The 13920-nt window shown below is 64.6% G+C and carries 13 protein-coding genes and 2 pseudogenes; 3 read left to right on the top strand and 12 right to left on the bottom strand.

Annotated features, from left to right (window positions below; translation table 11 throughout):
• Positions 1-129 precede the first annotated feature (129 nt).
• The 5 genes and pseudogenes from SPHME3_RS0115095 to SPHME3_RS0115075 all read right to left on the bottom strand — a co-directional run.
• A pseudogene (locus tag SPHME3_RS0115095) lies at positions 130-399 on the bottom strand (MarR family winged helix-turn-helix transcriptional regulator); the annotation flags it as partial.
• A 526-nt stretch (positions 400-925) separates the two neighbouring features.
• The gene (locus SPHME3_RS0115090) at positions 926-1249 is read right to left on the bottom strand and encodes a UrcA family protein (protein WP_081609126.1); all 324 of its coding nucleotides are present in this window, start codon (positions 1247-1249) and stop codon (positions 926-928) included.
• 175 nt (positions 1250-1424) lie between these two features.
• Positions 1425-1952 (bottom strand): hypothetical protein, encoded by a 528-nt coding sequence (locus SPHME3_RS0115085; RefSeq protein WP_145957861.1) that lies wholly within the window; start codon positions 1950-1952, stop codon positions 1425-1427.
• 141 nt (positions 1953-2093) lie between these two features.
• A complete protein-coding gene (locus SPHME3_RS0115080) occupies positions 2094-2732 on the bottom strand; it encodes a hypothetical protein (RefSeq protein ID WP_156002612.1) in 639 nt (212 codons plus the stop codon).
• Positions 2733-2734: 2 nt separating this feature from the next.
• On the bottom strand, positions 2735-3007 hold the full coding sequence (locus SPHME3_RS0115075; protein WP_017978482.1) for a PadR family transcriptional regulator: 273 nt from the start codon (positions 3005-3007) through the stop codon (positions 2735-2737).
• Positions 3008-3365: 358 nt separating this feature from the next.
• Here SPHME3_RS0115075 and SPHME3_RS0115070 point away from each other — a divergent pair, with 358 nt between their 5' ends.
• Positions 3366-4523, top strand: a complete 1158-nt coding sequence (locus tag SPHME3_RS0115070) for a GGDEF domain-containing protein (RefSeq protein ID WP_156487367.1) — start codon at positions 3366-3368, stop codon at positions 4521-4523.
• Here the strand turns inward: SPHME3_RS0115070 and SPHME3_RS21130 are convergent.
• The 3 genes from SPHME3_RS21130 to SPHME3_RS0115055 form a co-directional block, all read right to left on the bottom strand.
• Positions 4520-4933: a hypothetical protein gene (locus SPHME3_RS21130; protein WP_145957863.1), complete on the bottom strand. Its 414-nt coding sequence runs from the start codon at positions 4931-4933 to the stop codon at positions 4520-4522. The two genes, SPHME3_RS0115070 and SPHME3_RS21130, sit on opposite strands and share 4 nt — an antisense overlap.
• 66 nt (positions 4934-4999) lie before the next feature.
• Positions 5000-5788, bottom strand: a complete 789-nt coding sequence (locus tag SPHME3_RS0115060; protein WP_017978485.1) for an SDR family oxidoreductase — start codon at positions 5786-5788, stop codon at positions 5000-5002.
• Positions 5785-6114: a nuclear transport factor 2 family protein gene (locus tag SPHME3_RS0115055; RefSeq protein WP_024310518.1), complete on the bottom strand. Its 330-nt coding sequence runs from the start codon at positions 6112-6114 to the stop codon at positions 5785-5787. Before SPHME3_RS0115055 ends, SPHME3_RS0115060 begins: the two co-directional genes overlap by 4 nt.
• Positions 6115-6210: 96 nt before the next feature.
• On the opposite strand from SPHME3_RS0115055, the gene SPHME3_RS0115050 reads away from it, so the two are divergent.
• A complete protein-coding gene (locus tag SPHME3_RS0115050; RefSeq protein ID WP_017978487.1) occupies positions 6211-7122 on the top strand; it encodes a LysR family transcriptional regulator in 912 nt (303 codons plus the stop codon).
• Between the two features lie 758 nt (positions 7123-7880).
• Here the strand turns inward: SPHME3_RS0115050 and SPHME3_RS0115040 are convergent.
• The 4 genes and pseudogenes from SPHME3_RS0115040 to adh form a co-directional block, all read right to left on the bottom strand.
• Complete coding sequence (locus tag SPHME3_RS0115040; RefSeq protein ID WP_017978489.1) at positions 7881-8393, bottom strand: GNAT family N-acetyltransferase; 513 nt, start codon at positions 8391-8393, stop codon at positions 7881-7883.
• 60 nt (positions 8394-8453) lie between these two features.
• Entirely contained in the window at positions 8454-9968 is a 1515-nt protein-coding gene (locus SPHME3_RS0115035; protein WP_017978490.1) for an acetyl-CoA hydrolase/transferase family protein, read from the bottom strand.
• Between the two features lie 50 nt (positions 9969-10018).
• Positions 10019-11053 (bottom strand): alcohol dehydrogenase AdhP, encoded by a 1035-nt coding sequence (gene adhP / locus SPHME3_RS0115030; protein WP_017978491.1) that lies wholly within the window; start codon positions 11051-11053, stop codon positions 10019-10021.
• Between the two features lie 69 nt (positions 11054-11122).
• Positions 11123-12642, bottom strand: a pseudogene (gene adh / locus SPHME3_RS20185) (aldehyde dehydrogenase).
• A gap of 186 nt (positions 12643-12828) precedes the next feature.
• On the opposite strand from adh, the gene SPHME3_RS0115020 reads away from it, so the two are divergent.
• Positions 12829-13866, top strand: coding sequence for a sigma-54-dependent Fis family transcriptional regulator (locus SPHME3_RS0115020; protein ID WP_017978493.1), 1038 nt, complete (start codon positions 12829-12831; stop codon positions 13864-13866).
• The last annotated feature ends 54 nt before the right edge of the window (positions 13867-13920 follow it).

The raw sequence follows: 13920 nt of genomic DNA, 5'->3' as shown, positions 1-13920 counted from the left end.
ATGCGGAGCGCGGGCGACATTCTCGATAATAGGGGAGATCAAGCCGGCTCGGCGCTATGCATAAGCCTGAGCACCGCGCGTGGTGCCGGCGTGGCCTCTGCTTAGATCGCCGCATAGATCGCATCCGCCGCGCGCGCGCGCATCGTCGTCCCGCCGCACACGCGCGATCCAGCCGCGCTTCTCGAAGCGCGCAACCAGGCGGCTCAGATAGCCCGCGTCCATGTCGAGCGCATCCTGCAACACGGTCGCGGTGACGGGTTCGCGCGTCGCAATCTCGAACAGCAGCCGCGCCTCGGGCAGGGTCGCCTCGGTCCCAAGAAACCGCGCATCGAGTGCGCCGATCGTCTGCGTGTAGAAGCGGTTGAACCGGCGGATGGCGGTTATGTCTGCATCTTCCATATCCGCCATGCTGACTTAGAATAGTTGATGGAGTCAAGTATTGCAATGGGAGCTACGGCGTGGGGGGGCGGGACCTCCAAGGCACCGAAGATAATTGGGATTGCCACTTTCGCCCTCAGCTGCCTTCTCGTGAGACGCTTCTTTCGCCGGACATTCGGAAATCGGGACGCTCACTTTCAGGTGCCCGATGCAATGAAACGGCTTTCTTCATTAGGGCAAAAGCGTTTTTCAGCATGAAAGGCGGAAAGAGCGTCATTGGTATTAGCTCTGATTATCGTCGAAAAGGATCGCTCGCAGCTTGGCGGATTGGCATGGCATCCCGAAGCTCGCTAGTTCCATAAATCGGAGGGGGACGGATTTCTGTGTTTGACGCACTTGCTATAAGTCCGAAGCTCCAAAAATAGAGCGCGAAAAGGTGAAATGCTGAGCCCTGAAAGGCCATGACCGCCTTTGATTTCTGTAAAATATCCCATCCGAAAACCTTGGCATCGCTGCTCGCTCGCGATCTGAAGCACCTCTTACCGGTTTACTTGCTGCCGACACCTTCACGATACGCGCGGCGCACGGAAGCAGGCGCTTTGTTCATGAACAAAAGGATCGCATAACCGGGGCAGTATCGAGCGCTGGCAAGATGCGGGTCAAAGATCGCAGTGTCGTCCTGCGGGTCGTAGGCAGCACAGAAGTCTCGAGCCGCCCGGTCTACGCGCTCCACGAGCTTGGTCCGCCCAGCCGAGGTCTCGAGCGCGAGGTCGGCGTAGCGCACCACCATGTCAGGAGGTGGATGCGGCGTCGTGCGGGGCGTTGCACAGGCGGACAGCAAAAGTGCGTTCAGCACCCATGATCGTTTCATGGCTTTGCCTTTGTATGAGGGCCGACAGTCTCCGTGGCGTGGCACGCACGCGGCTGAAGACGGATGATTGTGATCGATGCCGCTCTGACGAACCGGCGCGCGGTTCAGACGGCTGGTCGCCGACTCCGACCCTGTCGCCCACTTGGGTGGTCGGGCCGGCGTCGCAGCCAGTACTTCAGCGTAATCGCTTGTAGTGGAAGTTGCGGACGAACGGCTCTCCCTTGTCGGTGAGGCCTGCTGCAGACTCGGTCATTTCGTTGCTGTTCGCCGACACGATGTAGACGCGCACCGATCCCAGCCTCTTCGCCTTCGCGATATTGAGAACGAGCACATTGGGTGTCGGCGTCATGACGGCCACGCTGTCCGCCTCGCTCGTTTCTCCCTCGCTGGGCGCCATCGTTCCATCGGGACGATAAGATGCCGCCATGTGCCGGACGTGGCCGTCCTGACCGGTGATGTCGACGACCATCCGCCACTTGCCTTCACCGATGTCCTGAAAGCTGTAGACGACCCGCCTGGGAGGCGGTCCGTAGGTGCTGGGCATGCGCGTCAGGTCCAGTTCCCATCGTCCCATGAAAGGCGACGGCGCTGCTGCTTCTGATCGAGCGCTTTCCGGTTGGGCGACGGCTTCGCTGGCAAGGCCCGCGATGGTCGCGGCAGCCGCCAGAAATATAGTCGAGCGATGTAAAGGCAAACGCAGCATGCAACCTCTCCATGGATAGCCGAGGCATCGCCTCAGCGTGGGCAATGGCTGTGGTGGGCAGCGCAGGCGCGCCTTCACCGTCTCCGGGATCATGACCCCGAAGCTTCGCATCCGATCGTCCGTTTTTCGTCGGCTAGAGGATCAGCCGGGATGCTCGGTTGGAGCGAAGCGGTGAAGCTCGGCGTGCCGACGCATGATGACGAGGAGGATGGCCAGTTCGATCCCGACCACGCAGCCCTGCATCAACGCCTGACGGCTATCGAGGAAGAACACACCCATGAAGATGACGAGCGTGGTCATTCCGGCCAGCGTCCACAGCGACCAGCGAAGCGCGCTGGACCAGTCGCGTTCCAGCAGCGACCATGCGAGCCGCAGGTGCCCGGCCCCTGCCATGAGTTGAATGAACGCCATTGCCGGAATGGCTCCCAGATAGGTGGGCCGCAGCAACGCCTCATGGGAACCGCCGACGAGGAGCGCACCCGGAAGGCCATGCTGGTCGGGATAGAGATAGGGGAAGCCCAAGACCGCGCAGCCGATCTCGATCGTGGCCATCGGAACCATGATGCCCAGCGCGACGGCATAGCTGGTGAGGACGAACCGCCCTGTCGCGCTGCCCAACATTTCCCGCCACGCCGCAACGAAACAGCCCGCCGCAAAGGATAGTCCCTGCCCCTCGGCGGCTGCGGCATGGTATTCGGCCTTCATCGCCTGGGACCAGGTTTGACGGTCCTCGCCCATGCAGGCGGTGGCGACCGCCATGATCGCCTGGGACAATGACATCCTCATGCCAGCATCTCCTTGCCGGAAAGTGCTGCGTCGCCGCTGGCCAGTTCCATCGCCAGCGCGAAGCCGTTCGCGGTCAGTCGATAGACATGGCGGGGCGGGCGCCCGGGTTGCGCAGGCTCGCGCCATTCGGCCTCGACCAGCCCGTTGTCGCTCATCCGCATCAAGAGGGGATAGAGCGTGCCCGACGACAACCCCGTGTCCTTCAGCAGGTCATAACCGTGGCGCCATTCGCTGCGCTGCTGCGACAGGACCGCGAGAAGGAGGCGCATCTGTTTCGAGGGTTGCCTGTTCCGTGCCATGCCGAATGACAACATATGTAGAATTAAGAGTCAACGGGATTTGTTCGTTCGACGCCGCGGGGCCGCCGGGGTTCGGAATGCTGCCGGAGCGGGGGGGGCCGGCAAGGGCGGCTACCTGAAGCTCGAACGAATGTGGCATAGCATGCGCGTGCGATAGGCTGCGGATGAGCATTTGTGGGTCTCTGCGGTCGGAAAGCTGCCAGAAGCTAGCCGCCGACGGCCGATCGTCCGTCCGGACGGATCGCGCGCCGGTCGACGCTCGCGCCCACGCAGGATTGATTAACCTGGATCGGGTAACGCGTGCGTGACGAGGCATGGGAGCAGACGATTGCCGCTCGATCAAATGACAATCTACGTATTGACGGCGTTGTTCACGATCGTCGCAGGGGTCGTCACGCTGGCCTCGGGCACGCGCGAGGGCGTGGCAGGCTGGCGGAGTTTCTGGGGCGGCGGCTATGTCATGCTGGGCATTGGCATGGCGGTCTTCGACTTGCCGGCCCTCGATCGCGCCTTTCGCGTTTCCGCCGGCGCCATCTTGTCGCTGTGCGGGGCGGTGCTGGTGACGCAGGGCGTGCGGCTGCTGGCCGGGCGCAATCCCCATTGGCCGCGACTGGTCGCCGCGCTTCTGGCCGTCTCGCTGGTGCCCCTGCTGTCGCATGATCCCGCGCATCGCCTGCAGCGGATCGCCTATATCGATTATACGATGATGATCGCGGACATCTGGGCCGCGGTGACGGCCTTGCGTCTGGCTCGGAACGAGCGCCTCCGCACCGCCTGGATGCTTGGCGGCACCTTCGTCCTGACCGCCGTGATCGGCTTCGGCCGCGGCAGCCTCTCGACGGCGTTCGCGCTCGGCATGAATGCGCACTTCGATTTCATCAACAATATCTGGATGGCGATGGCGCTGGCCACCTGCTGGCCGATGCGCGGTAACCTGCCGACGCTGGTCGCGGCCGAGCGGGCCGAGCGCGCGCTGCTGCGCCTCGCCACCGAGGATGCGCTGACGGGCGCGCTGAACCGCACCGGCCTCGATCGGCTGCGGGCGCGGATGACGGGGCGCGCCGGGCTGATCCTGATCGACCTCGATCATTTCAAGGCGCTCAACGATCGGATGGGTCATGCCGAGGGCGATCGCACGCTCCAGCTGGTGGCCGCGGCGGTGCGCGAAGTGGGCGGTCCGGGCTCGCGCTTCGCCCGGCTGGGCGGTGACGAATTCCTGCTCGTCCTGCCGGGCCGCTCGCTGGCCGTCGCGGCGCAGACGGCGGACCGGGTGTGTGCGGCGGTCGAGGAAGCGGTGCTGACCCACCGGCGGAGCGAATGGGGCCGGTTCGGCGATCTGCCGCCCGTCACCGCCAGCATCGGCGTCGCCAGCGGCGATGTCGCGGGCGAGGGCTTCGCCGCCCTGCTCGCCGAGGCGGACGAAGCGCTGTATCGATCCAAGCGCGCCGGCCGCAACCAGGTCAGCCTCGTGCGGGATGCCGCCTAGGGCCGCAGGTCGGGGATGCTTGGCGTACGGACCCAACGATAGCCGGCAATCGCCTTGGCGTTCTTGTCGAACGTCGTCGCCGGCCGCCTGAAGCATGCCCCGAACATGTCGCTGCGCGGATCGAGTGTGTCGGTGCCGTGGAGGATCGGCCGATCGAAACGACCTCGCGCGTCGGCGCCGGGTTCTGCGGTGACCATCGCGGTCCATTTTGCGTTGTCGAACCGCTCGCCCGCCGCCCATGCCGATAGCACAGTTACGATCAGCGATCTGAAGTGTGAAGTGGAAGCTGCTAGCGGTCGTGTCTTGTAATCGCTCATCATGCGCTTGGTATATGGTGAGCCGCCGCTGCCGCCTGACTCAGGAATAAACGTCCGCTCGGCATAAGCTGCGAGACGAAGCTGAATGACCATAACTGGGTCAGGGCGAAGACAGCGTAGGCCGTCACTCGCCGTAGGGGGCGAGCAACGACCAGACGGTCAAACGGTGCGGATCGTCCCGCCGTCGATGACGAACTCTGCGCCGTGGATCGCGGCGGCGCGGTCGGCGGCGAGATAGGCGATCAGGTCGGCCACCTCCTCAGGTTCGGCTCCCCGGCCGATCGGAATCCCACCCAGCGCGTCGAGCACCGACCGGCGGGCGTCTTCGATCGTGCCGCCGTTGGCTGCCTGAAGCATGGCGAGAAAGTCGCCTGTGGCGTCCGTCATGATCCAGCCGGGCGACACGGCGTTGACCCGCACACCCTTCGGCCCGAGCTCCTTAGAGATCGACTTGCTATAGGTCCGAAGCGCAGCCTTCGCGGCGGCGTAACCGGTCGTCGAATCCGGCATCGGAAGAACGGACTGGATTGAGGTGACGTGTACCACAACGCCGTCGCCCCGCTCGACCATCTGCGGGATCAGCAAGCGATCGAGCCGGACGGTTGCCAATAAATTCAGGTTCAGCTCGGCAAGCCAGTGTTCGTCGGTCAAGGCGATGAAGCCACCAGCCGGCGAGGCCGAACCACCGACGACATGAGCGAGGATATCGATCCCGCCCAGCCGCTCGAGCGCTTCCCTGGCCAACGCCGCGCCGCCGTCAGGCGTGGTCAGGTCCGCCTGGACGTAGTCGACGCCATCGATCCTATCCTTGATGGCCCGCGCGGCCGTGATGACCCGTGCGCCGCCGGCCAGGAAGCGCTCGACGGTCGCGCGGCCGAGGCCCTTGGTTCCCCCGCTGACAAGCACACGCTTGCCGGCGAATTCCGTGGGATCGATCGTGATGCTCATACGGTGATCTCCAAGGTCTCGATGGCACCGTTCGTCAGCTGGAAGCGGTAGGTGAAGCGGAGCGGACTGCCCGGGAAGTCACCGTGCGCGGGACCTTCGACGACGACGGCGCCGCCCTCTTCGCGGACACTGTCGGGCGTGAAGATCGCCTTCACCGGGATCACGTCGTCTTCGAGCAGCTGCCGAATTGCCGGCCGTCCTTCGAACCGCTTGCCGTTATCAATGATGACGGCGTCGGGCTGGAAGGGCGTCAACATGCTGTCGACATCAAGGCGGGCGTTCGCCTCGACATAATCGGCGATGGGGCTGGGTAAGTCCATGGACATGGTCATCTCCTCGCTGGTGATGACCCCGATCTAGCGATGGACATTCCAAGTGATAATTGAGACAAATCGGCATAGCGTGTCACGGAAAACGGGATAATGGGTCGTCAATCGCTGATCGAACTCGAGGCGGTGCTCGCCATTGTCCGGTGTGGCTCGTTCCGTGCGGCGGCGCTCGACCTCGGCCTGTCGACGACCGCGATCAGCAACGCGGTGGGCAAGCTCGAACGCGAGCTGGCGGTGCGGCTGTTCAACCGCACCACCCGCAGCGTCTCGCTCACGCACGCCGGGCGGATTTTCGTCGCGCAGATCAAGCCTGCGCTTGAAGACATCCAGAAGGCGATGAACACTGCACGCTCGCAGCAGGAGGTGCCATCGGGCACGTTACGCATCAACGCCTTTGCGACCGCGGCGCGGGAAATCATGGCGCCTCTCGTCCTGGCCTATCTACGGCGTTACCCGCAGGTGCATATCGATCTCGTCACCGAGGGACGGCTGGTCGACGTCGTCGCAGCGGGCTTCGATCTGGGGGTGCGTAGCGCTAACTTGGTGCCGAGCGACGCGATCGCCATCCCGCTAGGTCAAGTTCGCCGCATGGCCGTCGCGGCGTCACCCGCCTTCTTCGAAAACCGGACGATACCCCAGGTGCCGCAGGAACTGCTAAGCTACCCATGCCTGCGCATCCGCTTGCCGAACGGCGCCCTGTTCCAATGGCGCTTTGAGAAAGACGGCGAGGAGCTGCAGATCGACGTCGTGGGACCGATGACGCTCGACGAGGCGTCGCTGTCGCGGATTGCAGCGACGAATGGCATCGGGATCGGCTATTTCATGGAAGTGGACGTTCGCGACGATATCGCAGCCGGCCGGCTCGTGCGCATCCTCGAAGACTGGACGCCGCCGCTTGAACCGCTGTGTCTGTACTATTCCAATCGGCGCAATTCCTCGGCGGCCTTACAAGCTTTCATCGCGCTTGCCCGTGACTTCGCCGCTGGACGCCTCGTGCGGTCCTGAGCGTGACTGCTGCGGGTGCTGAGATAAACACCCTCCCACAGATATCACGGGCCACGATGTGCGATCCGAAGCGGCTTGTTTGCTTGCGGTAATGTCGTCCGACGGACCAGGCGGGTGGTGTCCGCCTGTCGTCGTCAACTGACATGAACTGACGAGCTATCTGGTCAACGATGACGGACAGCCGTTCACTGTGGCGGGGCTGGGTAACAAGATGCGTGAGTGGTGCGACGAGGCGGGCCTGCCGCAATGCGCGGCGCATGGCCTGCGGAAGGCCATCGCTCGGCGGACGGTAGCGGTGGAGGCGACGCAGCAGCAGATGAAGGCTGTGGGTGGCTGCAAAGGGGATGCGGAGGTGGCTACTTACGTTGCGGATGCCGCCCAGAACAGCTTGCTGAAGCGGCTATCGCCAAGGCCGTCAGCCAGTTTTCGGACGAGCGCGGGTCGTGACTTTGCCTAACCGCCTTGCCTACCGTTTGTCCAACCCATCCCGGATCGCGCACATCGCCATTCCAGCGACCGGCTGGTGACCCCTACGGGAGGGATGTCACAAACATAAAAGGCGCGGTTTTCCGGGCTTTTTGTGTTTCACGATCAGCCACGCTGTACCTACTCGCTGTACCAACGCGGTTGAAAATGATGGGATGTAAATACGATCGGAAACGTCAAATTCAACCGCTTTTGGCGTTCATATGTACAATGGGAGAAGGGGTGATTGGCATCGTATTCGGGTAGGATCTTATCGAGGCGGCGCGCGTCGATCAGACGATATCGCGCGTTAGCCTGACCAGCATGGGATCGCTCTCGACTGGATGAGGGATAAAACCCATTTCCTTCTCGATCGTGATGGCGGATTGGTTGTCGCGATCCTCTAGCGCTTCGATCGTGTGATATCCCTTTCGTTTTGCATGACCGACCAGATGGTCGAGCAACGTCCAGCCGATACCTCGCGCCTTCATGTCGCGCCGGATGGCGACGGCGACCTCTGCGGTTTTCGCGATGTCGTCCCCGGCCAGCATCGCCGCCGCAACGATCGATCCGCCGTCGTCAAAGGCGATCAGGCTTTCGCTGGTTGCATCATTGGCACGGATCATGCCGGACAGCCGCTCGTGACTCACTACACGCACGCTGGTCAGGAAGCGGAAGCGCAGATCCTCGGGCGAAACCTTCGCGAAGAAGGCGGCGAGCGCGGGCTCGTCCTCTTCGCGGGCGGGCCGGACGTGCAGCACTGTGCCGTGGCGGGTGACGAGCATCTCGGTATCGGCGGCGATCATGGTGTCCTCCTGGGTTGCCGTACCGATGAATCGGTGGCACGCGTGCCGCATTGACCGCGGTCAAGAGGGCAGCATCGTCCCCGTTTCCATGAAGCGCCGATGCCAGGACAATGCCTCGCCAGGAAGCGCGGGGGCATGGAGGCCATAGGAACCGCCCTCGGCCCGCATCGCATAGTCGGCGAGCATCGGGCGGTAATCGGGATGGGCGCAGCGTTCGATCACGGCCCGTGCGCGCTGGCGCGGCGACAGGCCGCGCAGATCGGCGAGGCCCTGTTCGGTCACGATCACCTGCACGTCCTGCATGATGTGATCGACATGCGAGGCCTGCGGCACGATGGCGGAAATCTTGCCGCCCTTGGCGGTCGAGGGCGTCATGAAGATCGAGACATAGGCGTTGCGCGCGAAATCGCCCGACCCACCGATGCCGTTCTGGATGCGCGATCCCATCACCAGCGTGGAATTGACGTTGCCGTAGATGTCCGCCTCGATCAGCCCGTTCATCGCGATGCACCCCAAGCGACGGACAAGTTCGGGATGGTTGCTGATTTCCTGCGGGCGCAGGATCATGCGGTTCCGGTACGCGGCCATGTCGGCGTTGAGCCGCGCCGCCGCCTGCGGGCTGAGCGAAAAGGCGGTGGCGGAGGCCATGCGCAAGCGGCCGGCATCGAGCAGGTCGAGCATCCCGTCCTGGATCACCTCGGTATAGGCGGTCATCGGCTCGAACGGCGCATCGATCAGGCCCGACAGAACGGCATTGGCGATATTGCCGACCCCCGACTGGATCGGCAGCAGCGCGGGTGGCAGGCGGCCGCGCGAGACCTCATGGGCCAGGAACTCGATGATATGCCCGGCGATGGCGCGCGCCGTGTCGTCGGGCGCGGCGAAGGGCAGGTTGCGGTCCGGCGCGTCCGTCTCGACGATGGCGACGATTTTGTCCGGATCGCAGGCGAGATAGGGCGTGCCGATCCGGTCGTCGGGGCGCACCAATGGGATCGGTACGCGATCCGGTGGTAGGCGGGTGCCGTAATAGATGTCGTGCATCCCCTCCAGCGCCGCATCCTGCCAGCGATTGACCTCCAGGATGACGCGGGACGCGCGGTCCAACCAGGTCTTGTTGTTGCCGACCGAGGAGGAGGGGATCAGCGAGCCGTCCGCGCGGATGCCGGACACCTCGACGATCGCGGTGTCGAGCGGGCCCAGCACGCCCTCCCACGCCATCGGCGCGACCTGGCTCAGGTGCATGTCGAGATAGTCGATCTCGCCGCGATTGATCTTCTCTCGCGCGACCGGATCGCCGCTATAGGGCAGGCGCTGGGCGATGCCGTCGACCGCCGCCAGTGCGCCGTCCAGTTCGGGTCCGGTCGAGGCGCCGGTCCACAGGTTGACGCGGAACGGGCGCCCCTCCTTATGATGGGCTGCGATCCGTCGTCCCAGTGCTTGCGGGACGGCCTTGGGATAACCCGATCCGGTGAAGCCGCTGGTCGCCACGGTTTCGCCCGGACGGATCAATGCGGCTGCGGTATCGGCATCGGTGATACGCGAAAGAAGGGCAGGGCAGGCGATACGATCGGTCATTGTCACTCCCAAGGCGGCGGGCGGGGCCGAAGCCGCCGCCCGCCGGGGTTTCAGGCGGCGAGGTCGAGGACGACGCGGCCCTCGATCTGGCCTTTGCGCATTCGGTCGAACACCTCATTGACCTCGGTTAGCGGCGCGGTGGAGACGGTCGCCTTCACCTTGCCGTCCGCCGCGAAGTCGAGCGACTCCTGCAGGTCGAGCCGGGTGCCGACGATCGACCCGCGCACCGTGATGCCGTTCAGCACCAGCCCGAAGATGTTGAGCGGGAAGTCGCCGGGCGGCAGGCCGTTCAGCGCCACCGTGCCGCCGCGCGCCATCATGCCGACGGCTTGCGTAAACGCCTTTTCGCTGACCGCGGTGACGAGCGCGCCCTGCGCACCGCCGCCGGTCTCGCGCTTGATCGCCGCGGCCGGATCGGCTTCGGTCCGGGCATTGACCGTCACCTTCGCGCCCAGCCGCCGGGCGAGGTCGAGCTTGGCGTCGTCGACATCGACCGCCGCGACGTTCAGGCCCATGGCAACCGCATATTGCACGGCCATATGGCCCAGCCCACCGATGCCGGAGATGACCACCGTGTCGCCCGGCTTGGTGTCGGTCATCTTCAGCCCCTTGTAGACCGTGACCCCGGCGCACAGCACCGGCGCGATCTCGGTGAAGCTGATATTGCCGGGCAAATGGCCGACGAAATTGGGGTCGGCGATGACATAATCGGCAAAGCCGCCATTGACCGAATAGCCGGTGTTGAGCTGGCTCTCGCACAATGTCTCCCACCCCCCCAGGCAATGCACGCAGTGGCCGCAGGCGGTGTAGAGCCACGGCACGCCCACCCGGTCGCCTTCCTTGATATGCTTGACGCCCTTGCCGACCGCCGAGACATAGCCGACGCCCTCATGCCCCGGGATGAAGGGCGGGTTGGGCTTGACCGGCCAGTCGCCCTCGGCGGCGTGCAGGTCGGTGTGGCAGACGCCCGACGCCTGGATCGCGACCTGGATCAGGCCGTCGCCGACCTCGGGAACGGGGACTTCATCGATGGTGAGCGGGGCACCGAATTCGCGGACGACGGCTGCCTTCATGGTCTTGGCCATGGATATTCTCCTCTCGAATGATGATGGAGCGGGGATGGGAGTGATCGACCGTCCCCGCTTTGACCGGGATCAAAAGAAGCCGAGCTTCTTGGCCGAGTAGCTGACCAACAGATTCTTGGTCTGCTGATAGTGATCGAGCATCATGCGGTGCGTCTCGCGTCCGATGCCGGAGCGCTTGTAGCCGCCGAACGCCGCATGGGCGGGATAGGCGTGGTAGCAGTTGGTCCACACGCGGCCCGCCTGGATCGCGCGGCCCATGCGATAGGCGCGGGTGCCGTCGCGCGTCCACACGCCCGCGCCCAAGCCGTAAAGCGTGTCGTTGGCGATGCGCAGCGCTTCCTCATCGTCCTTGAAGGTCGCGACCGAGACGACGGGGCCGAAAATCTCCTCCTGGAACACCCGCATTTTGTTGTGGCCGCTGAGCACGGTTGGCTTGACGTAATAGCCCTCCAGCCCTCCAGCCCTTCGGGCCGGTTGCGGGTGCCGCCGGTCAGCACCTTGGCCCCTTCGTCCCGACCGATGTCGAGATAGCCGAGGATCTTGTCCATTTGCTCCTGCGAGGCCTGTGCGCCGACCATCGTGGCGGGGTCGAGCGGATCGCCCTGGATCATCGCCTCGACCCGCGCGACCGCCTTTTCCATGAAGCGGTCGTAAATGGACTCGTGCACCAGCGCGCGGCTGGGGCAGGTGCAGACCTCGCCTTGGTTTAGCGCGAACATGGCGAAGCCTTCGATGGCCTTGTCGAAGTAATCGTCGTCCTTGGCGGCCACGTCGGAAAAGAAGATGTTGGGGCTCTTGCCGCCCAGTTCGAGCGTGACCGGGATCAGGTTTTCGGACGCATAGGACATGATGAGCTGCCCGGTCGTCGTCTCGCCGGTAAAGGCGATCTTGGCGATGCGCGAGTTCTGCGCCAGCGGCTTGCCCGCCTCGACGCCATAGCCGTTGACGATGTTGAGCACGCCCTCAGGCAGCAGGTCGGCGATCAGTTCGGCCAGCACCATGATCGAGGCAGGGGTCTGTTCGGCGGGTTTCAGCACCACGCAATTGCCCGCGGCCAGCGCGGGCGCCAGCTTCCAGCAGGCCATCAGCAGCGGGAAGTTCCACGGGATGATCTGACCCACCACGCCCAGCGGCTCGTGGAAGTGATAGGCGACGGTATCGTGGTCGATCTCGGAAATCCCGCCTTCCTGAGCGCGGATGCATCCGGCGAAATAGCGGAAATGGTCGATGGCCAGCGGCAGGTCGGCGGCGGTCGTCTCGCGGATCGGCTTGCCATTGTCCCAGGTCTCGGCGGTCGCGAGGAGCGACAGGTTTTCTTCCATCCGGTCGGCGATGCGGTGGAGGATCAGCGCACGCTCGGCGACACTGGTGCGGCCCCAGCCGTCCTTGGCCTTGTGCGCGGCGTCGAGCGCCAGTTCGATATCGGCCGCCTGACTGCGCGCGACCTGGCAGATAACTTGCCCGTCAATCGGCGATCTATTGTCGAACCAGCGCCCATCGACCGGATCGACCCAGCGGCCGCCGATGAAATTGGCGTAGCGTTGTTTGAGCGGCGCGGTGCGGGCCTTGATGGCTTCCTGGATCGTCATGCAACCTCTCCTTCGTTTCGTATGAAACAAAGGCTCTGCCTGTCCCCAGCCGACGACAAGCCGATCCGCGACGAAGTGTCTGTGCGATGATGGACTTTCTGCGGGCTAAGCGTAGCATGTGTCGCATGGCGCAACGCGAAGGCGCGCCAGTGTCGCAACTTGCGACAGTGGGAGAAGGATGCGGCGATGGACGGCGCCGGAATAGAGCAGGGGCGACGCGCCTATTTCGACGAGGGGCAGTTGCCGCTGGAAAGCGTGCGCCAGCCGGTGTTGCGCTCCTGGTTACGATGCACCGACATGGGCCTGGCGCAAGGACGGCGACGTGATGGCGGTCCGCTGACCGAGAGCGACCTCACTGCGCTTCGCCAGCGGCGAGAGTCGCTGCGCCGTCTGTGCCGCCCCGAACTGGAGATGCTGGCGGGCGAGGCGCGCGATACGGGCAGCGTCGTGATCCTGGCCGATGCGGACGGCATGATCCTGGACAGCATCGGCGACACCGGCTTCCTGTCGCGCGCCGCGCAGGTGGCGCTACGCCCCGGCGTGTCCTGGACCGAGGCGAGCACCGGCACCAACGCGATCGGCACCGCTATTGCCGAGCGTCGCCCGATTGCCGTCCATGGTCCGGAGCATTTCTTTGCCGAGCATGCGGTATTGAGTTGCGCTGCAACCCCCGTACTCGACCCGCGCGGCGCGATCGTCGGCGCGCTGGATATTTCGGGCCCGTCGGTAAATGGCCATGGCCATGCGCTGGGTCTGATCCGGCTGGCGGTCGATCAGATCGAGCATCGCCTTTTCCGCTCAGGTTTCACCGATTGCCGCGTGCTGCGGATGCACGACGATGCGGCGATGCTGGGCACCGCGCGGGAGGGGATATTGGTGTTCCGCGACGAGCAGTTGGTCGCCGCCAATCGCCGTGGCCTGTCGCTGGTCGGGCGCAGCTGGGAGGCGTTGGACGATACCGCGCTGGGCGAGCTACTTGATATGCGCGGTCAGGCGGCGCGGGGACATCTGCGCCTGACGAATGGCGCGACGCTGATCGGTGGTTGGGACGCCGATGTTCGGGGCGGCGGCATCGAATTATCGGTGGCGCGCCCACTGGCCTTCGAGCGGGCGGAGGCGATCGACGCGGCACTGGCGGCGCATGACGGCAATGTCTCGGCGGCGGCGCGGCAACTGGGCGTCCATCGCAGCACCATCCACCGGCACCTCGCCCGCCAGCGCTGAGGGCTGCGGCCCGGTGCTTTGACCATCGTCAATGCGGGGTGCACCGCCCTTCGT

This window comes from Sphingomonas melonis DAPP-PG 224 (genome assembly GCF_000379045.1).
Taxonomy (GTDB): Bacteria; Pseudomonadota; Alphaproteobacteria; order Sphingomonadales; family Sphingomonadaceae; genus Sphingomonas; species Sphingomonas aquatilis.
The sequence above is the reverse complement of the archived record's forward strand: the minus strand, read 5'-3'. Positions and strand labels throughout refer to the sequence as shown.